This window comes from Paenibacillus thiaminolyticus (genome assembly GCF_003591545.1).
Taxonomy (GTDB): domain Bacteria; phylum Bacillota; class Bacilli; order Paenibacillales; family Paenibacillaceae; genus Paenibacillus_B; species Paenibacillus_B thiaminolyticus_A.
Window position 1 is genome coordinate 41,673 of record NZ_QYZD01000025.1, and the last position, 21,434, is coordinate 63,106.

At 43.0% G+C, this 21,434-nt stretch carries 16 protein-coding genes and 2 pseudogenes; 14 read left to right on the forward strand and 4 right to left on the reverse strand.

Annotated elements, in window-relative coordinates; translation table 11 throughout:
- Positions 1-63 precede the first annotated feature (63 nt).
- The 3 genes from DQX05_RS21875 to DQX05_RS31025 all read left to right on the forward strand — a co-directional run bounded on the left by DQX05_RS21875 (position 64) and on the right by DQX05_RS31025 (position 2,162).
- Positions 64-1,455, forward strand: coding sequence for a hypothetical protein (locus tag DQX05_RS21875; RefSeq protein WP_119795587.1), 1,392 nt, complete (start codon positions 64-66; stop codon positions 1,453-1,455).
- 120 nt (positions 1,456-1,575) lie between these two features.
- Positions 1,576-1,725 carry a hypothetical protein gene (locus DQX05_RS31020; RefSeq protein WP_182914865.1) on the forward strand — a complete coding sequence of 50 codons (150 nt, stop codon included), beginning with the start codon at positions 1,576-1,578 and terminating at the stop codon, positions 1,723-1,725.
- Positions 1,726-1,955: 230 nt separating this feature from the next.
- Positions 1,956-2,162: a hypothetical protein gene (locus tag DQX05_RS31025; RefSeq protein WP_182914866.1), complete on the forward strand. Its 207-nt coding sequence runs from the start codon at positions 1,956-1,958 to the stop codon at positions 2,160-2,162.
- Between the two features lie 319 nt (positions 2,163-2,481).
- Here the strand turns inward: DQX05_RS31025 and DQX05_RS21885 are convergent, their stop codons facing one another.
- Both DQX05_RS21885 and DQX05_RS21890 read right to left on the reverse strand, forming a co-directional pair.
- Complete coding sequence (locus DQX05_RS21885; protein WP_119795588.1) at positions 2,482-3,189, reverse strand: tyrosine-type recombinase/integrase; 708 nt, start codon at positions 3,187-3,189, stop codon at positions 2,482-2,484.
- Positions 3,186-6,154: pseudogene (locus tag DQX05_RS21890) on the reverse strand (Tn3 family transposase). The gene DQX05_RS21885 and the pseudogene DQX05_RS21890 overlap by 4 nt, the downstream one beginning before the upstream one ends.
- 355 nt (positions 6,155-6,509) lie before the next feature.
- Here DQX05_RS21890 and DQX05_RS21895 point away from each other — a divergent pair.
- From DQX05_RS21895 to DQX05_RS21910, 4 genes are all read left to right on the forward strand, one after another.
- Positions 6,510-7,205: a response regulator transcription factor gene (locus tag DQX05_RS21895; RefSeq protein ID WP_119795589.1), complete on the forward strand. Its 696-nt coding sequence runs from the start codon at positions 6,510-6,512 to the stop codon at positions 7,203-7,205.
- A 3-nt stretch (positions 7,206-7,208) separates the two neighbouring features.
- Positions 7,209-8,453: a sensor histidine kinase gene (locus DQX05_RS21900; RefSeq protein ID WP_119795590.1), complete on the forward strand. Its 1,245-nt coding sequence runs from the start codon at positions 7,209-7,211 to the stop codon at positions 8,451-8,453.
- Between the two features lie 104 nt (positions 8,454-8,557).
- On the forward strand, positions 8,558-9,244 hold the full coding sequence (locus DQX05_RS21905; RefSeq protein WP_119795591.1) for an ABC transporter ATP-binding protein: 687 nt from the start codon (positions 8,558-8,560) through the stop codon (positions 9,242-9,244).
- Positions 9,241-11,895: an ABC transporter permease gene (locus tag DQX05_RS21910; RefSeq protein WP_119795592.1), complete on the forward strand. Its 2,655-nt coding sequence runs from the start codon at positions 9,241-9,243 to the stop codon at positions 11,893-11,895. Before DQX05_RS21905 ends, DQX05_RS21910 begins: the two co-directional genes overlap by 4 nt.
- 451 nt (positions 11,896-12,346) lie before the next feature.
- Here the strand turns inward: DQX05_RS21910 and DQX05_RS21915 are convergent, their stop codons facing one another.
- Entirely contained in the window at positions 12,347-12,706 is a 360-nt protein-coding gene (locus DQX05_RS21915; protein ID WP_119795593.1) for a hypothetical protein, read from the reverse strand.
- A 779-nt stretch (positions 12,707-13,485) separates the two neighbouring features.
- On the opposite strand from DQX05_RS21915, the gene DQX05_RS21920 reads away from it, so the two are divergent.
- The 6 genes from DQX05_RS21920 to DQX05_RS31030 all read left to right on the forward strand — a co-directional run bounded on the left by DQX05_RS21920 (position 13,486) and on the right by DQX05_RS31030 (position 17,806).
- Positions 13,486-13,707 (forward strand): hypothetical protein, encoded by a 222-nt coding sequence (locus DQX05_RS21920; protein WP_119795594.1) that lies wholly within the window; start codon positions 13,486-13,488, stop codon positions 13,705-13,707.
- 506 nt (positions 13,708-14,213) lie between these two features.
- Positions 14,214-15,371: a DNA polymerase III subunit beta gene (gene dnaN, locus DQX05_RS21925; RefSeq protein WP_119795595.1), complete on the forward strand. Its 1,158-nt coding sequence runs from the start codon at positions 14,214-14,216 to the stop codon at positions 15,369-15,371.
- 8 nt (positions 15,372-15,379) lie between these two features.
- Positions 15,380-15,820 (forward strand): DUF4258 domain-containing protein, encoded by a 441-nt coding sequence (locus DQX05_RS33300; protein WP_397335862.1) that lies wholly within the window; start codon positions 15,380-15,382, stop codon positions 15,818-15,820.
- Between the two features lie 157 nt (positions 15,821-15,977).
- The gene (locus DQX05_RS21935) at positions 15,978-16,337 is read left to right on the forward strand and encodes a hypothetical protein (protein WP_119795597.1); all 360 of its coding nucleotides are present in this window, start codon (positions 15,978-15,980) and stop codon (positions 16,335-16,337) included.
- 176 nt (positions 16,338-16,513) lie between these two features.
- Positions 16,514-17,593 carry a GAF domain-containing protein gene (locus DQX05_RS21940; protein WP_119795598.1) on the forward strand — a complete coding sequence of 360 codons (1,080 nt, stop codon included), beginning with the start codon at positions 16,514-16,516 and terminating at the stop codon, positions 17,591-17,593.
- 48 nt (positions 17,594-17,641) lie between these two features.
- Positions 17,642-17,806, forward strand: coding sequence for a hypothetical protein (locus DQX05_RS31030; RefSeq protein ID WP_182914867.1), 165 nt, complete (start codon positions 17,642-17,644; stop codon positions 17,804-17,806).
- A gap of 570 nt (positions 17,807-18,376) precedes the next feature.
- On the opposite strand, the pseudogene DQX05_RS21945 reads toward DQX05_RS31030, so the two are convergent.
- Positions 18,377-19,719, reverse strand: a pseudogene (locus DQX05_RS21945) (ISNCY family transposase).
- A 257-nt stretch (positions 19,720-19,976) separates the two neighbouring features.
- On the opposite strand from DQX05_RS21945, the gene DQX05_RS21950 reads away from it, so the two are divergent.
- Positions 19,977-21,407, forward strand: a complete 1,431-nt coding sequence (locus tag DQX05_RS21950; RefSeq protein ID WP_119795599.1) for a toprim domain-containing protein — start codon at positions 19,977-19,979, stop codon at positions 21,405-21,407.
- Positions 21,408-21,434 lie beyond the last annotated feature (27 nt).

The following is a 21,434-nucleotide window of genomic DNA, read 5'->3' on the forward strand; positions in this document are numbered from 1 at the left end:
TATCATGAGGGTTGGGGCATAACCGGATAATAAAAAGGAATTCACGATAGGAGGGGTAACGTGATGCATACCATTATTATTGGAACAGGGCATGAACAGCTCGATGACCTTATTCAAAGTGATATGGAATCACAAAGCTTAGGTCAAGTTGTCTCCAAAGTAACGACTCGTCAAATTCTCGTTTCCCGCATTATGGAGACTTCTGCCTCTTTAGTGTTCATTGGTGACGAGTTAATAGGTGAAGCGGGAACAGATGACGAATGGGAGCGAATCATAGATGATATCCGAAGAATATCCGTCTCCATTCGAATTGTATTTTTCTGCGATCGTCCGGACGACGATCTGTTTTTAACGAAACTAACTACTTATTCGATTTACGATATTTTCAACCATGGGCGCCTTCCCGAGACGTATCTGACTCAATTAGCCCAACAACCGGCGTTTAAGAATATTGAAAAATTTAGGCCAGTTCATCAGGTGCAGAGCGCTGCGGAACAGTTTCTAAAAAAATCAAAAGAAAGTCAAGCCGAAGAAATCATTCAAAAAGGTGTAAGACAGAAGGTTCAATTATCAGAATCAGAAACTGAACCGCAAATCATTGAGCGGACTATCACTAAAGAAGTACCAGTCCCCGTTTATGAGCATGTATTTTTACAATCCAAATTAATTGTAGTTGCTTCGGCATACGAAGGAGCTGGTTCTTCAACAGTATGTAAACTATTAGCCGAGTACCTTGCCACATGTGAAATGTCCGTGGCCATAATGGAATCACCTTTTCCTAAGTACTCTTGGTTTGAGTTAATCAATGCATCGAGAATACCTAAGGTAGGGGTTTGGAGAAGTTGGCATCGGCAGTTGCAGGAATCCAACGAAATCGAGTTAGGGACAGAACTTAAAAAGAATGGCGTAGCATATATGATCCGTTCAAAAGATGAAATCTATACAGATTGGGATATTACCCAGTATGCATATCTCATCGGTTACGGCCGTAATTACCCTATATTATTCGTTGATATTGGAAGTGGGACAAATAATGAAAGAGAAAGTGTATTGTTACGCCAGGCGGCGCATATTTTACTTGTAACTGGATATGACCCGCTCCGCGTTAATCGAGAACGGGATAACTATAGAACCTTGCTTGCTGGAGCCGAGAGGGATAAAGTACTGGTGGTCGCTAATAAATCTACGAATAGGCTTGAAAAGGAACACTCAGAAAACCTAAAGCAAGCCTATAAAACAAACAACTTATTTCATATTCCTGCAGTTCCTGAAATTCAAGAAATGTTACTGAACGATGATAACCTATGGATTAGCAAGGACTATGAAGAGCAAAGAGAGGTTCTGTTACCCTATTTTCAAGCCCTCTGTAATAACATGTTTCCTAGTGATCATTTCAGAGCAAAGAAGAAAGAAGGTACCCTACTAAACAAATTAAAAGCACTTGTGAAAAGTTAACTCGAGTAGATTAACTGTTTTGGTGGATTCGCCGACATATCGGAAGTTTCTTTATCCGTCGCTGCCGATTTTACGTTTAGTGCCTACATGGATGGCAGAGCCATTGCAGCCGGTTTACCTATGCGCGGCGGAGTCGATTTCAGCCAATACCGGGATATGTTGACGAAGTGTGTCGGCGCGGAGCAGAAGCAGGTAGCGAATCTGGTTAAAGTCAGAGCGAGCGAGCCAAGCATGGTCGAGACGAATCTGCTGAGCTTTCCGGCAAGTTAAGGAAGGCACCTTCTATCTGCAAAAACAATGGCCGGTTATATCGTGCGAATGATTGAAGCATCGTGCGGAATAACGAATAAAGTTGGCCATCGCTTTGATGGGCCGCCTTGCCAGTTCTCTGCGGTGGCATAAGCGGACAAAGGGCTTCCAAACGGAAACCCTTTGCGCCATCCCGCATTACGGTGTCAATCAGTTGCGATACCGCGGGAAGGCGGAAGCTTCCTTGCACATTGCCGAGGCCGAGCAGCCGCGAGGTCAGACGCTCCAGCCCGATTTCGAATCCCCTGTGCCGGGTTCAGGCTCTGGCTCCGGATAGATGCGATCAGCTGCTCCAGTTCATGAATCCGTTGGCCTCCAGTTATAATCTCCAGACCGACCATCAGAAATCGATTGATGCCGTCAATATCGGTTCATCCGCTGCCGGCATGGCATATTAGGGACTAATCTCCTGCGGGTAGCGGGTAAGGAAGACGAAGCCCGGCTGCTAGTTCTCCCCGACGTATTGGAAAAGGAGACGTTCCCCTTCGGGATCGAGCTCACCTTTGGGCGAGAGCTTCCCGTATTTTAGTTCCAGAATACGATGCGCCTGGCATCCGTCAGCACAAGGGGTTCGACTTCGAGTAGGTTGAATTCATCTTCGCACGGGCGCGCGACAGTGTCGAGCATATGCTCCAGCAGTTCCTGCCCCAGGTCCACCAACTCTTCCTCGGAACGGGGTAGTACCAGCGTAGCTGACACCACCCGCAAACGCATGGATTAAATTGGGAATTTATTTATAAACTCGTTATATTCATTCTGCGCATCGGTAATAGCAAGCTTTGAATATACTTCTAACGACTTTCTGCTTTCATGGCCGGAATACGGTTGAATCAGCGCGTCATCGATGCCTTGCTTTTTTAGCCAGGTTAATAGGAAGTGACGAAGTTTATGAGGAGACAGATTTTGAGATAACTTGGCCTCCTCTGAATATTTGGCCAAAATCTTGCGGATTCCCCTGTCCGTGTACTTTTTCTTCCATGAGGACTCAAACAAATAGGCTGCTTGTTTCTTTTGCATAGAATCTGCGTGCATGGCCAGCAGCTCTTTAAAGGTCTGAGGAAATGGAACAATGCGGTCTTTGCTACCTTTTCCTTTGTTGATCCTGATCTGATAGTAATGAAAATCGATGTCCGCTAGTTTTATGCTAATTAATTCACTAACCCGGACACCTGTATACATGAGTGTTTTCACGATCATCATGTCCTGAAAATTCTTGGCATTCCAAACCACTTCATAGTATCTTATTAATTCTTCTTCTGTCGGGACGTAAGGTAGCTTCTTAGATGATTTTGGAACCTCAATTTCAAGCTCGCTTCTTAAATGCTGAAACAAACTTTTTAAGTAAGCATAGTCAGGTCGTTCTGAGCGAATATACTTCGCCAGTTCCTTAGCTTTCTTTTTCGCGGATACGCGTTTTTCAATCATGCCAGTTCACCTTCCAATGGAAGTCTTTCCTTCATGTCCAATCGGAATGTGCCATATGGATTAACGTGCGTATAGATCAAGGGTGTCACTGCACGTAAATCTTCCGGAGTCATTAGATCAAACCATTTCTTTTCCGATAATACGTTCTGGAACATGATGGTATTAATGTAGACTAAGCAATTTTGCAGTAGATGAAGAGATAAAACAGCCATCTCTTGATCTTCCATGCGGTTGGTCGCAATTTCTCCACCCTTGCCATAGAAGATAAACCCGTTGGCTGAATTCCAATTTTCCACGACATTTAAACCAGCATTAATCTCCCGACGTAATTCTTCCGAATGCAAATATTCACAAAGGAAAATGGTTTTAACTGCCTTACCCAACTCACCAAGCGCCTGATACGTTGGATGCTTCAAGTTGTTCCGAGTAAACCTTTTCAGAATGGCTTCCGTTTCGGCCGTACCAAGCCGTAAAGCTGTTGCATACTTCATCATTTGATCATATTGCTGACGGATCAGTTCCCAATTAATCGGGCGCGTAAGTACATGCTGCAGGTTCGCATATGCATCAGTCATTCCTGGCTCCGGACGGTATAACTTTTGTGTATGAATAGCTTTTAATCTAGGCATGAGTTTGTAACCAAGCAAATAACAAAAGGCAAATGCAACTTCACTCTGTCCATGTGAATCAACATAATTCTTCTCCACTTCTATATCGGTGCAGTGGCGCAACAACCCTTCCATCATCGCGGCGACTTCTGATGAAGAACACGATTTAAGCTGCGAGTAGATGCAAGTCGAATTTTTTTCTACATGCCAATAGATCATAACACCGCGGCCGCGGTACCGGATATGCCATTCCGTCATGAGGTTCTGATCCCATGCCCCGAATTTTTTTGAATCGGAGGCGCAAGAAGTTGTTCCCTCACCCCATATTTCCTGCATCCGTACTTTGAAGATAGCGTTCACTACTTCGGAAATCGCGTTGCGAAGGTTATCCTTGTGAATGAATTTACGCCGGACATAAAGAAGGTCTTTATAGCTTTCACCATGATCACCGGCACTGACACGCTTTAAACCGGTATTCGTTCCTAAACCGTAAAGAGATAAGATCAACCGCTTTTGTAGCGTATCTCGGTCTAATATCTCTCGATGGCCCACCGTCTTGAACATTTCTGTAAACGAAATACGTAGATCGGTTTCCTTCAAAATATCTAGCAAGCTGGTCATTGGCCATCGGCGCGTAATTTCACCTTTGATACGGATTAAATTAACCGGTTCTTCTTGCGGTTCCAACGGAGAAACCGAGATCCAACCCTTACCTTTATCAGTAATCCGTATTTTAGGGTTCTTCGGCATTCCCTCATTTAATTTTTCAAGGCCTTGAATCATTTCCTGCTTTAACGTAGTTATAAAGGGATCTGCATCCAGAGGCTGATTTAAGGCTTTGTAGTTTTCCTCCCGACGTTCCTCGAAGTCTACCGGCAGGTCTTCATCTGGATTTCGATACCGGTTCGCGCCGGACACCCATATTTCTTTACACCGTAACTTATCCCGGAGCATTTGTAAGGTGCTGATTTCATAGTTGATCCTGTTTACTCGTTCTTGTCCCTTTTCATCCTTTTCGATGATAATTTCTTTATAGTTATTGCGGATCACCCCATTGATCGGAATTTCGTCGGTTAAGGGAAAATAGTGCATTCCTGTTTGAGTGTATTTTTTGATTAGTTCGAGCGCGAGGATAACCGGACGGTGAACGTCGTTATTAGAACGAAAATCAAGAATGCTAAGAATTTCTGGAACTATCCGGCGGTAATGACTGCCATAGGAGCGCGAATGACAGTATGGATTTTTTCGCGGTATGCCGGCCCAGTATGTTTAAACTCTTTGACCAAATCTTTTAGTGTTTGTTCGTTTACAACCGGGTATAAGACATCTTTAATGATTCCCTCCGGATGCTCGATGGCGGTCTGCGCCAAGTTAAATAAAATGCCGTACTTGTTGCTGACTCGTCGTAGATCGTTCAGTATTTCCTTTTCGATCTTTCGTTCGGCGCGTACTCCGATACGGTGAATGATTTGAATAAGCAGATCGACCAGGTTGTCCGATATTTCCATGCAGCGTAACCAAAAGAAAGCTGACAACTGCGTATATCGAATCGGATCTGGATGTCGGCGCAGCTCACGCAGATCCTCAGTAGAAACGCGCTGCCGATACTTTTTCAACACCTTATGGGGAATGTCTCGAAATAAATCATCCGGAAGCTCCAAATTGCGAATAGTCCGCAATTTGTTAACTTCCTTCAGCATGCTATCCACCCCAGCACGGCAAGGATCTGCCTTTAGCTCATTAAAGGATATTTGTATGCTGCTGTCGCTGGCGGCTTCTACTTCGTCAATCTCTAAATAAGAAATGCTATCAATTAGAGAGTCTAGCTGAGTTAGAGACTTGGAAGGCAGCTTTTGGTATGTCGCTTGGAAGAAGGACTCTTCATATGTGTGAATGGCTGAACGGATCAAACGCTCAATGCGATCTGGCGTTGGAGGCACGATTTTTAACTCATGGAATCGACGGTAAACGCGTTCCTTTAAATGCTCAATTTCATGATCGTGATGCAGATCATGTTGGCATAGCCATTGTGCCATTTCCTGAGCATCCTCTATCGTATCCTCGCGGAACCCGAAGAACTCCCGGATCTGTGTTCGGTGGTAGGTGATCGAACGACCGGTCCAATCGTACTGAGCATATAATTCCGGCTCAGAGAAGATTTGCTTTGCAATGTGCGCGATCACCGCTTTGGGAACTTCGTACTTATGAGTTGGGAAACGGGCTTCATTTTGAAAAAACTTGAGTAGCACAGCAAATCCAATCCTTGTTTCCCCGGTCTTGTTCTCTATCAACCTCATCTCGTTCGGTAGGATCGTGAAATGCTCGATTAATTCGTCCAGTTCCCAATTTCGTTTCAAACTATCCCCTCCAGAGTAAAGTTCCTATAAGAGTGAGTATCGGAACTTAGTACTTGAAATAAGTATATCCAAGCTGTATATTTTAGACAATATGAGTATCAAATAGCTCGAAGTTCCGTTTACAAAAATAGATTCGGAACATAAATTTATTAATTGGACTAAGCTAACTGGCAGAGTAGGTTATATCGCTATATAAAGTTATACTAGGATGAATTAGATGCATATGTTGCCTAAGGTTTTTAATACGCATTCATACTTTTCATCGTCCAGCTGAATACACAACTACCCCAATCTAGACATGAACATGAATATAACCACCTTATACATGTAAAAATAATGCCAGATGAGGTGCAGAATGAATCGAATATTACTTGTTGAAGATGATGATAATTTGGTGTTTGGTATTGAATATACCTTAACGAGTGAAGGATATACCGTTGTTGTTGCCGGTAGCTTAGAAGAAGCCAAAAAGGCATTCATGACGAATGTCGTCGATCTAATTTTGTTAGATGTGAATTTACCCGATGGTTCTGGGTACGACCTCTGTAGGGAAATCCGGACATCGTCTCAGGTTCCCATCATATTCTTGACGGCTTTGGATGAGGAGGCAAATGTTGTTGTAGGGCTTGATTTGGGAGCAGATGATTATATGACCAAACCGATCCGGACCAAAGAACTTCTATCCAGAATGAAAGCCGTATTAAGGCGAAATCCTAAGTCTAAGGATGAAGTAAATAGATGGATATCCGACGATATTGAAGTCCGAGTTCTCGAAGGAACTGTTTTCAAGTGCAATCAAGAGCTTTTGTTGACGGGGCTGGAATATCGATTACTATTAATGCTAATAACTCACCCGAAACAAATTTGCAGCAGAAGTACCCTCCTTCACAGTCTATGGGATATGTCAGGAGAATTCATTGATGACAACACCCTTTCGGTCCACATCAGAAGATTAAGAGAGAAAATTGAGGATGTTCCTGCTGCACCGAAATATATCATTACCATTCGAGGAGTCGGATACAAATGGAATGCAGATGTCATAGGACGATAAACCATGATTGAAATCGTCCGTAATCCAGAGTGGAAGTCCATCGCCGGTAAATTCATTGTATTACAAGTATTATTAGCGGTACTCATGTTCGTTTTCATGAGTCAGCAAGTCGGGCATATCAATAAGGCCATCGTTAATCAGAATGTTGCGCTGATTGGTCATGTTTTGAAGAAAGAGCCGCAATTTGAAAATGAAATCATCCATTACATAACTCAGGGAGCCCAAGAACATGAAGTAACAGAAGGCAAAAGGATATTGGCGCAATATGGGTACAAAGAAGAAATGTCAGTCAAAGATCAACCAGCCCTTTCAGGCATCGCAATGCCCATGATTACGGCAGCTCTCGTTTTGCTTTTTGTCATTCCAATCATGCTGTTGTTGCTATGGGAATATCGTAAATTGTTTGGCAAGATCAGGACCGTTGCCGTTGCCGCGGAGGAGGTCGTAGAACGTCATTTCGACAAACCGCTTCCCGAGAACGATGAGGGGGACTTTGGTTTTTTGGGACGCAGCTTCAACGCCATGGCGGGAAGGTTGCACAACAGTCTCGAACAACTGAAACAAGAAAAAAGCTTTCTGCGCAACTTACTCTCCGATATTTCACATCAGCTCAAAACGCCTTTGGCATCGCTAATTGTTTTTAATGAGAATTTGCTAAATGATCCAAATATGAAGAATGAAATGAAAATGAAATTTCTAGAACGGAGCCAACAGCAACTTGAACGAATGGAATGGCTGATCATCAGTTTACTGAAGCTGGCGCGGGTCGAAGCGGGTGCAATCGTGTTTCACAAGGAAAAGACTCGATTAAGGGAACTGATCGAAGATGCCGTACAATCGTTGCGATTGTTATCCGAGCAAAAGAGGCAGACGATCTGTATCAGCGGTGGCGAAGAAATGCTCGTAAAAGCGGATGCGGAGTGGCTGACAGAAGCTTTTATTAATTTGATCAAAAATGCACTGGAGCATACCCAGAGAGACGGGGAAATCAAGATCGTTTTGGAAGAAAACGCACTATTTTTTACGGTCAGCGTTCGCGATAACGGAGAAGGTATTTCCCCGGAGGACCTGCCTCATATTTTCAAACGATTTTATAGCGCGAGAAGCGCAACAAAGCCACAAAGCATTGGCATTGGTTTGTCGTTAACCAAGTCAATCATTGAAGGACAAGGCGGGATCATAACGGTTGATAGTAAACCAGGAGAGGGGACCGAATTCAAGATTACATTCATTAAAGGCAATAGGTGAAGAGGAAGCTTACGAAAAAGTAAGCTTCCTCTTCACTTTATCGTAAGCTTCGACGCTTATAATAACAAACAGAAACGTGAAACGTAAGCTTAGGAGGTAGACAGGTGGATATACTAAAAACCGTGAATTTATGCAAAACCTATGGAAGCGCAGAGGCGAAGGTTGAAGCTTTAAAAGATGCAAATTTCTCCGTTCAACAGGGAGAATTTGTTGCTATCGTAGGGGCCAGCGGATCAGGAAAGAGCACTTTGATGCATCTATTAGGCGGGGTGGACCGCCCGTCTGGCGGACAGGTCATCATCGATGGTACGGATCTTTATAACAAAAGTGAAGCGGAGCTCGCTATATTCCGGAGACGGAAAATTGGATTTATTTTTCAATCCTACAACCTGATCCCGGTCCTATCCACGGAGGAAAATATCAAGTTGCCGCTATTATTGGAGAACAAAAAAGTAGATGAAAAATATGTGCAGGAATTAATAGGGATATTAGGTCTGACCGAGCGAAGGCACCATCTTCCATCCCAATTGTCAGGCGGACAACAGCAAAGAACGGCGATTGGACGTGCGTTAATCAATAAACCCTCGATTATTTTAGCGGATGAGCCCACCGGAAATCTGGATAGTAAAAGCAGCAAGGAGATTATGGACTTACTAACGTTCTCCGTTAAAAAATATCATCAGACGTTGATCATGATCACGCATGATTTGAATATTGCCAAAACCGCAGATCGAGTCGTAAGAATCGAAGACGGCTTCCTTCAACAGCCAAATGAGGTGAATGAACGTTGAATAGCTACACGGGTCTTACCGGTAAATATTTAAAGGGACAGAAAAAAAGATCGCTGCTTACGATTTTCGGTATTATCTTGTCAGTTACGCTGCTCACATCAATTGGAACGATCGGGATGAGCTATTGGGATAAATTAATCAGACAAACCATAAATGACTACGGAGATTACCACGTCTCCATCAATGATATTTCAGGAGAAGCCGTCCCGAAGGTTAGAAATAATGCAACCGTGGAAAGTGCCGGCGTCATCAGTAGGGAAGGATACGCCGTCATTAAGGAAACAAACGAGAAGGAAATGCACGAAAATCCGTTTGCCGCACCCTACCGATACTTGAATGTCAAGGGATATGATGCGATTGCGATATCCATGCTTCAAGTACAGCTCGACTCAGGCAGGCTGCCTAAAAATCCGAATGAGATTGTCCTTTCATCATCGAGTTTAAGTTACTTTTCAGAAAAACCGAAACTTGGCGATACGATGAAGCTCAAGCTTGGGATTCGGAAGGTGGCGTCCACCGGTGAAGACAAGAAAATTAACGGAGTTGGCGATTTTGGCTGGGATCTTGACGAAGCCTTCCAAGCTCAATCCCAAAAAGAATATACCATCGTCGGCTTTATGAAGCCGCCAACGGGGAATTGGTCTTCCAGTTACATCCTTCCTGCCATTACTTTCAACGATTACAAGACCATCGACAACAAGAAAAAGTACTTCGTTTATGTCAAAATGAAATCTTTGAATGGAATCCAAAAGAAAACGGAAGCCATCATGTCCTCTTTACAGCTGGGTAATGCCGAACAAGGTTCTGCTATGCAACTGGATAAGGATAATTTTATAAAGAATGTAAGAATTGAGTACAATAATGAGTTGCTTAAATTGTTTGGCAAAAGTATTTATAAGGGGGTAAACAATAGTCTAACCCTTGCGTTTGCCGCAGTTATTGTGATTATTATGATTTGTACGATTGCCGTAATCTATAATACTTTTCATATTTCTGTACTGGAACGAATTTCACAATTTGGCATGCTGAGATGCATTGGAGCTACACCAACCCAAATTCGCAAAATTGTGATGCAAGAAGCGAGACTGTTGAGCTTGATCGGCATACCCATCGGGCTTCTTACGGGAACCCTTTTTATGAAGTTATTGTTGTACAATATCAGCTTGTTAACATTAGGTTTCTTAAACGATATGAGAATGGTCATTTCCGTACCGATTCTGATTGCTGCCGGTTTACTAGGCTTGCTGAGCGTATTTTTTTCCGCCATTGGACCAGCAAAACAAGCAGCTCGCGTATCACCTCTGGAAGCCCTAAAAAGTACGGGGAACCCGAAGGTTGAACATATCACGAAGGTCAAAAAGTCCCGGTTCGTTAAAAAGCTGTTTGGCATCGTAGGGCAATTCGCCAGCAGGAACTTGCAGCGGAACAAAAAACGTTTCCGGATTACTGCCCTTTCCATGATTATTAGCATTATTTTGTTTATTGTCTTTAGCGGTTTGGTTGATTTCATGCGGCAAGCAACACAGAACTCTGGTGCTCAGTATTCTTATTCGCTTTCCTATGATGGCCCTTCAAAACGGATTGATGATACCGTGTATCAGCATATTGCCAAGCTTGATGCTGTTCAACAAGCTTACAAGTTTTACAATGATCAAGTAGAGGCAATCATCCCTAAGGATAAGGTTGATCCCAAATATTATGAATTAAGAAAAGGTCGATATGTCGTTGCTGAAGGGGAGGGGTTCCGAACAGATAATAATTTCCTTACGTCCTATGGAGACAATAGCTTGGATGCTCTGCAATTCAAACTCACGGCCGGAAAGATCGACAAGGAGAAAATGAACCAAGAAAACGGAGTTGTCGTTCTACAAAAAGTAAGCACGAAAACGGAAAGTGGAAAACAACTGATTATCGATCAAACCCGCTTTAAGGTTGGAGATCGTATCAAAATTAGAGCAATTGACGGAGACCGAAAAGTTTACCAAACCGTGACAGTGGTCGGAATCGTTGATCAAGGTTTGTTGATGAAGGGATATACTAGCAGTGAAATTATTTCATTCATTACGACGCCGGAAGTTTATTCCAAGATTATGGGGATCGACGCATATTCCAGAATCTTCATTCTTGCAAATCCGGATATATCGAACCAGCCTATAACAGACTATCTCAAATCGTTAAATGAAAAAGACGCCGGATTTAACTACAATGATCGAGTAGCGGAGTTAGCCCAAGCTAAAAACGACGCAATGACTCTCAGCATCTTGCTTTACGGTTTTATTGGTGTCATTGTGTTAATTGCTTTCTTGAACATTGTGAATACAGTAAGTACGAATCTCATTCTTCGTACGAAAGAGTTTGCAGTTCTCAAGGCTATCGGCATGACCCAGCATGAAGTGAGGAAAATGATTATTTTAGAAGGCATATTTTATGGTCTGTTTGCCGCCGTGATCGGGACTATCATTGGGACGGCTCTGGATTATGGCATACATGATCTCTTCGCAGGTGCGTTGGATACAGCTTGGGTGATCCCGTGGTACAGTATCGGCATTGCTTTTGCAGGTTCGATTATTACTACGCTTGTCGCAACGATTTGGCCGATGTACAGGTTAAATAAAGTAAATATCGTAGATGCTCTTCGGATGGAAAATTAGGGTAAACTAGCTGAAAAAGGTCCCATAAATTTCGAAATGACCATCGAGTTTTAGACAGAGATCCCCGCTCAATCAAAATGGTTAGAATAGGAGTAACACAGGAGAGCTGCGGCTTAAGCTCGTGTCGGGGGACAAGAGCATACCTCATTAGAACCGCGTACTACGCGGTTCTTTCATTTTATGGGAGCAAGTTCTTGTACTGACATAAGGAAAAGAAACTTTAATACCCGGTAGCTCATACCTAACGGGCACGTTAGTTTAATCGAACAGGCTGCAAATTTAACATTTATTACTCATAAAATGAACTTTCCTGACGACATGGAATGTAACTTACATTTATATCCAAATGTTTGCGGGTGATGTCAGCTACGCTGGTATTACCCCGGAACGTGATCAAAGAAAATAAAGTCCTAGACTGAAAAATAGAGTATGAGACCGAAGAAAAAAATAATTAGACTTGAAAAATAGAGTTGTATACTATCACATTTGGTTGTTGGGCGGCCAGCGGACGTTCAGGCCGGCACCGCGCAGCGGGCCTGAGCTGCAGCTCGGTATTCCCGCGTTCTCCGGACGCGGCCGGGCGGAACGATCGGCGCCGCCGGTGAAGCCCGGTCAGCTCCTGCAGCTGCTCCGCATTCCTAGTGCTTCCGGACGCAGTCGGGCGGAATGATCGGCGACCGCCGGCGAAGCACAGCCAGCTCCTGCAGCTGCTCCGCATTCCTGGTGCTTCCGGACGCGGCCGGGTGAAACGATCGGCGCCGCCGGCGAAGCGCGGCCAGTTCCTGAAGTCTGATACTTTTTCCGAATCCAATTTGTCGAAGGCCTCATTTTTATGCTTAGTCTAATAATTATTTTTCATTAGCTAATGATTTTTCGAGTATGGAACCCCATCAAATCAACTGCTTGGGTCTAATGCTTTCTTTATTTTCTTTTAACACCAGGGGCGTCCAGCGGAGCGATCGGCATGTGCTGGCACCGCGCGACGGACTCGAACATTCTAAGACTTTAGTTCTCCGATCCGGTTAGTTTGTTGGTTCTTTTTGATTTACAGTCTAATTTCTTATTACCTGTGGTTACTTAAATATTGCGCTGAATGAACATCTGCCGTCAAAAGCTTTATTTTCCCCATTCAGATGTACGGCTCGCACGGGGAAAAGCAGCATCCGTTGCAACCCAGCTTCTGTCGCTCAATCCCCCCCGCTGCGGCACCTGCGGTTCAGCATCGGTATACGACCAACTTCTTGTCGCCCAACTGTCTTGCCACGTTCGGCACGTGTCGGCTACACAGCCGGGTAGACAACTACATCTCCAATTCAGTTTCAATACTCTACCTAGTAAATGGCGTCATATCAACATCTCCATTCCATCAAAACCGGATGCATTAAAGCGTCGTCCGCTGTGGACCTGCTCAACCGCTCGTTAGGAATTTTAATGATACGCACCAAAGGAGTTCAGAGTTTTTATACAATTTTTTGTACTAACCGATGCATAATGGTGTATTTTTTGTGCTAAAATGATGTTAGATAACATAGAGCATAAGATAGATGACATCTAGAACATAATTATGCTACTTATTATGGAGGTGGGATCATGGCCAAAGTGCTACAGCTCCCTCAAACAGGACCTCAAGCAGCAACTAAAGTAAATGCTGCTGCAGAAGCCGCCATGCGAAACATAGAAAAACGAATGGGTGTCTCATTTTTTGACTACATGGCGCTAAACGGTAAACGTTCGGAAGAAGTACAGAGTAAAATTAATCGTTCACTTCGAAAAGAAACTATGCAGCTTGATTCGAAAATTATAGAATGCTAAGAAAATCCACTCCTAATTTAAACTGTCCCCCATGTAAAGGACATTTTAATCAAGAGTGGTTTTTACGTACTTAGCCACACCTTGCTGTGGCGTACTGTTGTCTGTCCGGCAGTTTTTCCCCGCTCCTTTCGACTAAATGACTGTTTTTCGATTTAACTTTATCTTTCCGACGATCTAATCGGTTGAGTGTGTCAAGGAGTAGGCGTGCAGCCGTTTATCTAGAAGGGGGCGAACGTCCAAAGTCACATCAGCCGTCCCGAAGCTCAGGACCTAATTCGAGGTAGCGCCCATGTTAGACTCTTCCAAAGTGATTTTTAAGATGATAATGTTGTTGTGGGTTTATACATATGATAATATGAACGTGTATCTGTTATTACTTTGATCGATTTTTCGATCTTGACATCAAGCATTAAGCCCTATGGGTGGTATTATTTTGGATTCCGTTTTTCGGACCAATTTGAGGCCGCCTGTAGGGCTTTTTTTGTTGAAAAAAAGGAGGAGATTAAATGACAGTTGTCAGTAAACAACAGAAGACCAAGCAAACGATAACCATCACCAATTTGGAGAAGTTCACAAAAATGATTCAGCAGGCAGCATCTGTAGCATGCAGCAAAGGAATCATACCAATCCTGTCGTGTCTAAAGTTAGATATGAAGGGTGGTAAGATGGTCGTTATGGGCGGTGACTCGACTAAGACTATATGTCTTGGTGCCACCAACATCGCAACTTCTTCGGGGGATGTTAGTCTTGCAATCCCTGCTAAGACATTTGCTAATTTGCTTAGTAAGCTGTCTACAGAAGAGTTTAAGTTAGAAATTAACGATCGGATAATGACAATAAGGTCAAAAAAAGCGAAGTATCAGATCTCACTTGAAGATGTTAACCTGTACCCAGAGTTAAGGACGGAATCTACAAAAAGCATAAGAGTCGAAATCTCTACTGTCGATCTTAGGAGCGGGTTGGAGAAGACACTATATGCATGTGCTGTGGATGATTGCCTGACCATATTGAATGGGATTAATTTTAATATGGGAGAGAAGGGGCTCATTTTGACGTCAACGGATAGATTTCGCTTATCCTCGGTATGTATTCCTGATATCGAGTGTAATCCGTTTAATACGACTATCGACGAGAATGCTTGCAAAGATATAATCGATTTCTTGAAGAATACAAACAGTGAAAAAGTGACTATGATCATTACTGAATCGCTATTCACGATTACTTCTGCAGGGGCTATCTTGATTGCTAGCTCATTAGAGGGTATCTTTCCAGATGTCCGTACGTTACTGCCTAAAGAAGTAAATCATAAAGTGACCTTTAACAAATCTGATGTATTGGATTCTCTGTCAAGAATAATCTTATTTGATAGAGAAAGAGAGAAAAAGAAAGCTAGAGTCTATGTTGATATTGGTAACGATATGAAGTTAAGCAGTTCAACACAAATTGGAGCTGCACTAGAAACGATAGCGATAGAACGAGAGGGCGAAGATATTCGATTAGCATTATCTTTGCCCTTTATGATCGATACACTGAAGCATATTCCTTCAGACCGGATAAGGATGGATATTGAAGGCCCACTGCGAGCTGTTCGATTTCTTCCGGTTAGTGACAATGCGATTGATACATTTGGCCTGGTTATTCCAATGCGGTTAGAAGAAGGGTGAGCTGAATGATGAGCTGTTCAAATTTATATAAATGCATTAAGAAGGCTGAGCGCAAGTATAACAGTTTCAAACGAAGCCAAAAAATTGCAGATAAGATACACGACGAATTTCGAGAGAAGCTGATAGAGGGAGAGGCCACCTTAGTAGCCTCTTTTCATTCTCATCAACGCTTAGTAGATAGACTCTACTCCAATCGAGACATAGCCTCAACTGTTGAAAATGGATGGGTTATTTCTGCATCGCAGAATGATAAAGGGAGAAGATTACTCACGTTGATGTCCTATGTAAGTGTAGGCAGCCGTACGTACCGCCCTATTCACATTGTGATTGAAGTGGTTGAACCATCAGTGTGGAAGGTAATAACCGTAATGGATCCATCAGAGAGGCCGTGGAAATGGAATGAGTCTTATGAAAAGCAGATCTGTTTTTGTGAGTTTTCTATGAAATAATAATTTTTGTCGTGCAAAAAATAATCATTCTGGATATAATATAGGAGAAGATAGGGAAGGAGTGCAGCTAATGGGAAGAAAACCAGGGCGGCCAGAATCCGATAACCCAAAATCCTGTATTATTCCTGAGACGCGAGTGACGAGGGAGGAATATTGGATGATACAGTTCAAAGCTGCTTTATTCACCGGCGGTAACGTTGCAGAATTCATAAGACGAGCTGCAAATAATTATGTTGGGGATTTTAAACTTATGGCTTGTGCAGAATGTAACAGCGACATGACAATGAGCCCGCAAGACGAATCATATCATATGTCAGTGTCAGGTAAACAATTACAAGTTAAGGTTCATGGTGTTCCTACTTATGTTTGTTCACATTGTGAGGAACAGATAGTTGATGTTAAACTTTCTGCCAAAATTGAAGAGTATATAGAAGAAGAGGTTTTATACCGATTAAACGGACATGATACTATTCCGACAGATATATACTTCAATCAATTAATAGGACAACAAATATGATTTCTGTGCAGGGAAGAGCTGAAGATTCTAAGCTCTTCCTGATTTTTATATATAGGAAGAACTTCAATCTATCCGAGATTATGTTGATCCTGAAAGAGGAAAAGAATATTAACAAATAGAAGAATATAAAGGAAAACATAAGAATATCGCGTTGCTGCAATATCAGGAGGGGGACTATGAAACCGGAAAATGATGATGAAGTACGGGAGCTGCTTGGAAATTCCACTTATATTCCATTTCTTCATAGAATCAAGGAGAGCTGGCTGTCTTTAGGTATCAAGTGGGTGGTCAACTTTATAATTGCTGTAGTAGATTTTATTAATCTGCCGGCATTTGTATTTGCTTTCTTATTCTTCTTCGAGCAAGTCATACAACAGATCATAGACAAAAGGTTTACGTTAGACATTAGTCTGGAGTTAATTCTTTGGTTTTTTGGTGCCTGGCTACTCCTAAGATTCTTAATGGAGAAAACAAGAAAAAATATAGTTTCGCCTACACTATTTCCAATATGGTTTATGAATTCTAAAGGCATTTTACGAAACTGGTTTTTCTCTATTGAAATGGCAAATAAGTACAATACGGATCTTGACACTTATGTAAAGAAGCAAGCTGATGAATATATTAGGCAGCGCACCATGGAGCTCGAGAATCACAATCTAAAGCTGCAGGATCTCACTCTAAGATTATCTGAGCTACATAACTTCCCAAATGAGGCATATGAAGCTTTTGGCCGCTGCGCAGAGATGTTGTCTGATTTTGTAATCGCTCCCGCAGAAGCAAGAAATGATTTCGACAACGTATTAGACCGAATACTTGTTCAACTGGTTAACACGAAACCGATTCAGAGATATATTAAACAAGCCTCTATACTTCTTTACGATGAAGGTGCTGGAGAGTTAACAATAGCTGGCCAGTTTAATATTTCGAATAGTGTTGTGAGGACTAAAGTCATCAAATATGGTGAACGTTTCGCGGGAAAAGTGATTCAAGAAAACAAAGTTGTTTGGATAAGAGACGTTAATAGCGATGAGGCCAAGGAAGCATATGATTTTTCGGATGATGTAAATCGATCGTACATCGGAATTGTTGGATATCCTTTTGGAATAGAGAATCGAGTTCCTTACGGAATAATTTGTCTTCATTTTATTGATGTCGAGTTTGATGAGACCGAGAAAATCGTCATGACTAAAACATTGGAGGCATTCTCGCAATTTGTTATCGCTTCTATAAATATTAAGGATAATGGCTTTATTTGAGAGAAAAATCTGATATAATTAGGAGACTAGAAGAGGAGGTGCTTAGCAATGATGACAGCTATTAAGAACACACTGTTCAAACAAAACAAAAAATCTCTCGCTAAACCTGAAATTGTTAAGTATCCTATTGGAACGAGAGTACCACCAGAGAAGAAATGGGACAAAGAAATTAGCCAAGTTTTCTCAAAGCATGCGATCGGATTAAATAAGTAATCAGGTTCTAGGAAAGCATCGTTAAATCGATGCTTTTTCTATTTGTCAAAATTTTTCGATTGAAGTACATTCGGGAATCGGATAGCTTCCATGAAGCTACCAGGATTCAGACTCTTCTGGCACGGCATGCAAAGTTCAATGTCAGATCAAGTCGTAAAAAACAAAATTCCAAAGATTCATAGGTATATTTCCCCCTTCGGTAGGAAAAAAAGGTACTAACAAGAGAAGGGGGATTCATATGAGGTTATTCAATCGAATAAAGGATAAGCTGGCAGGAAAACCTATCATCACCAAGAATCCGACCAAAGTTATTGTTCCTAAAGAAAAGAAATGGAATAAAGAGATTAGTAAATACATATCCAAAAAGAATAAGTGATCGATGTTAAAAGAAAATAAAGTTATAGACTAAGGTGTGGACCGCGCCACGTTCGGGGCGCGCAAGCGCCGGCCGCTGTGAGGACGGCTGCAGTTCCCGCTCCTTTTAATGAACGCTGAAAGCTGTCAAACGTCTGTGAGAATGTCACTTTAACTGTGCTATTTAACTGTGCTATGAAAATGTCACTTGTGTGATCAGAGGTCAGCCTTACCAGGTGCCTCTGCATAGCTATTATGCTGTGAATACATTGCATCTTGGAACGAACTGCTTTTTGTGGTACGCATATTTCTAGTCGTATCATGCGTGGTTTTCCACGGATGATTCTGGGCGGGTTTGCGTGGCGACGCAGAACTCGCCTTTTTTGATGCAGCCGGTTTGCGCTGAGGCTTCTGCGTTTCTTTCAGTTCCCAAGGCTGATCCTGTTGCCACAACAATATTTCCCCAGTTAGCGTTCTCTCGTACTTCAACCGTCGTTTTCGCCTCCAAACGAAGGGAAGCAGGCTGGGCAAGGGTTATAGCACTTTCCGTTGTACGAGAGGGTGTTGCCAGTCCCAAGTTGCCGATAATGGCGAAGCGTGAACACATGATGTAAATCGATGGACGGATCAAGCTTCAGGTAAGCCAATTCCGCTATTTTAGGCTGGATGGCAAATTTGTCATTGTGCTTCTGCAATAAGCCGGGCAAAGCCGCGTTAGCCTCTTTCAGCGTCTTGATGCCAAGAAGCCGCAGTTCGATCACCAAGCGATCCTGGAACGTTTGCCAGAGACGTTCCACCCGTCCCTTGGCTTGCGGTGTAATTGCCTTGATGTGCTCAATATGCAAGTCAGCCATCGCTTTGCCGAAGTGGGAGAGCGGTTTTCTCTCCCCAGCGAGCTCTTGCTCGAGCGTCAGCTTTTCGTTAGGCGACCGGAAAATCGTATGCCGATCACTGTAAAGCCCCAGGGGAACCCCGTATTTTTCTATCCCTTGCTGCATGACAAGGGAATAGGCCTCCCGGCATTCGTTCGGACGAAAGACGGCACCGACAACCGTACCTGTTGCATCGTCAATCGCAGCATGCAGCGTAAAGGACGGAGCCCGATCCTCCAACCATGCATAAGGAGTTGCGTCAATCTGCCACAGCATGCCGGCTTGCGGTTTGCGTTCCCGTGGCGGATGGGCTTTACTGCGACGCCGCTGCTTGGCTTGCTTGAGCCCACTAGCCAGAAGGATACGTCTCACGCTGGAAGCGCTCAGTGTCAACGATTCATGCTCCTCAAGAAGCTCTGCGAAGTGACAGCAATTGCTTCCGTAATACTTGGCTGTGTAAAGTTCAACGATTCGTTCCTTCACTTCATTGGGAAGGGCGTGATAAGGCTGTTTCCCCCGATTCTTGTGTATAAGTTCTTGTGCTCCTTTTCCGGATTGGTATTTCTTCTTCAGTCGAATGACTTGGCGTTCTGATAAACCAAGCGCTGCCGCTCCCTCCCTATTGGTCATCCGCCCATCTATGATTTTCTCCACCACGAGTACCTTCTTCATTTCTGCTTTCGTCAATGTCATTATCTCCTGAACCATAGTGACATTATCTCAGAACAGTTATAGGGTGACATTATCACAGACGAATAACATAATGAACGCTGAAAGCTTGAAAATGAGTGAGGATTCAGATATATTGGTAATAGATTATTTTTCTATTTGATAAACAGTTGTTTATCCTGATCACAAGCACATGCCCTAAGGGTAGAATGAGTTTTTCTCATGTCTATCTTTAGGGCTTTTTTTATTCTGAAGATGGGAGATGAGACAAACAGATGCGGAAACAATCAGCAGAACGAGAAGAGAAGAAAGCGAAATTTTCTAGGATCAGTCGAGTTACGCTGGACGAAATAAACTCACTTGACATACTTGAGTTTGCTCAGCGGATGGGTGACACATTCCAGAAAAGTGGAAGGAATTACTTCACTTATCGCAATGGGAACGAAGATACACCTTCCCTGTGCATAAGTCCGTATAAAAACATATGGTCAGATTTTGGTGGCAGTGATGCTGGGAATAGTGCATTAACCTATTACGCCTATAGGATATTTAACAGCACTGACTTAGGTGGAAGATTATTTGAGCAGGCTGTATTAGCTGTAGCAAGTCTTTCTGGCATCGATGTTGTATATGAGAATGGTAAAGTTGTGAAGCCGGCTGAAATTGCCGTGGTTCCAGTTTGGGATGGGTCTAGGATGATTGACGAGATTCCTAAAGCGACAGCAGAGCGGATTCATGATGTCTATACCAAGTGGTCCTCATTACTTGAACTTTCGGATGACCACATGAAGCATTTTATTCATGAACGTAAATTCTCAGCAGGAGAAGTGAGAGCAAGAAGGTATCGGACATTGGTTCCAGAAAAGAAGAAGCGGCTTGCACAGACCAAACAGCTGGTTCGAGAAGTCGGACAATTAGACGGCATACCAGGCTTTTCATTATGTAAGGGTACTCATGAAGAATTCTGGACTGTTCTGCAAGGGGCGGGTTTCTTAATTCCTTATCGATCAATTACGAACCAAATAAAAGGTTGGCAAATCCGTTTCGACAATCCGCCGCCACTTGTTTCTTTTGAGGGGAATTTAAAAGTTCGGGCTAATGCATATAAGGTTCAGGTCATCTCATCCTCAACTGGTGAGATCTTATGGGAGGGGTCGAAGAAGCAGCTTCCCATTGAGCTACCAGATGGACGGGTATTTCTTAAACCAGGTGCTAAATATAAATGGCTCGCAAGCGATGTGTTTAAGGAAAGAGGAATTCTAAAGGGAACCCTACTAGGGACACCATCTCCTTATCATGCTGCAGTACCATCGTCTATTCTTAAGAAGTGGGCGCCAGGAACTCCATTAAACCAGCTCATGGATACTCGGTCCATATGTTGGGGAGAGGGTGCGTTGAAAGGTGACCGGGCTTCTGAAGTTACGGGAAAACTGCACTTACAGGCAGCAGGTGTCAGCTCTTGGAGAGTATTACTTGAACCTACACTGGAGCTGAAGCCAGAAGAAGTGATTTTCACCTTTGACGCAGATTCTCAAAATGACTCAAAGAATGTAGGTAAAAGCGTACTGAGTTGTATTGAAGAAGTCCGACCCATCTTCCGAGAGCAGAACATTCGATTGAAGATATGGTTATGGCCGGAGGATTTAGGGAAGGGGATCGATGATTTATTTAATCGGGGCTATAGAGGCCAAGAGTTTGAACTGTAAGTTGAGGATATTCACATTTGGAACATA

What these genes read in the sequence shown, in the direction of transcription:
- DQX05_RS21875 (WP_119795587.1), top strand. Translation starts at nt 64, where the DNA reads ATGCATACCATTATTATTGGAACAGGGCATGAACAGCTCGATGACCTT.
- DQX05_RS21900 (WP_119795590.1), top strand. Translation starts at nt 7,209, where the DNA reads ATGATTGAAATCGTCCGTAATCCAGAGTGGAAGTCCATCGCCGGTAAA.
- dnaN (WP_119795595.1), top strand. Translation starts at nt 14,214, where the DNA reads ATGACAGTTGTCAGTAAACAACAGAAGACCAAGCAAACGATAACCATC.
- DQX05_RS31020 (WP_182914865.1), top strand. Translation starts at nt 1,576, where the DNA reads ATGCGCGGCGGAGTCGATTTCAGCCAATACCGGGATATGTTGACGAAG.
- DQX05_RS21940 (WP_119795598.1), top strand. Translation starts at nt 16,514, where the DNA reads ATGAAACCGGAAAATGATGATGAAGTACGGGAGCTGCTTGGAAATTCC.
- DQX05_RS21950 (WP_119795599.1), top strand. Translation starts at nt 19,977, where the DNA reads ATGCGGAAACAATCAGCAGAACGAGAAGAGAAGAAAGCGAAATTTTCT.
- DQX05_RS21935 (WP_119795597.1), top strand. Translation starts at nt 15,978, where the DNA reads ATGATACAGTTCAAAGCTGCTTTATTCACCGGCGGTAACGTTGCAGAA.
- DQX05_RS33300 (WP_397335862.1), top strand. Translation starts at nt 15,380, where the DNA reads ATGAGCTGTTCAAATTTATATAAATGCATTAAGAAGGCTGAGCGCAAG.
- DQX05_RS21885 (WP_119795588.1), bottom strand. Translation starts at nt 3,189, where the DNA reads ATGATTGAAAAACGCGTATCCGCGAAAAAGAAAGCTAAGGAACTGGCG.
- DQX05_RS21895 (WP_119795589.1), top strand. Translation starts at nt 6,510, where the DNA reads ATGAATCGAATATTACTTGTTGAAGATGATGATAATTTGGTGTTTGGT.
- DQX05_RS21920 (WP_119795594.1), top strand. Translation starts at nt 13,486, where the DNA reads ATGGCCAAAGTGCTACAGCTCCCTCAAACAGGACCTCAAGCAGCAACT.
- DQX05_RS31030 (WP_182914867.1), top strand. Translation starts at nt 17,642, where the DNA reads ATGATGACAGCTATTAAGAACACACTGTTCAAACAAAACAAAAAATCT.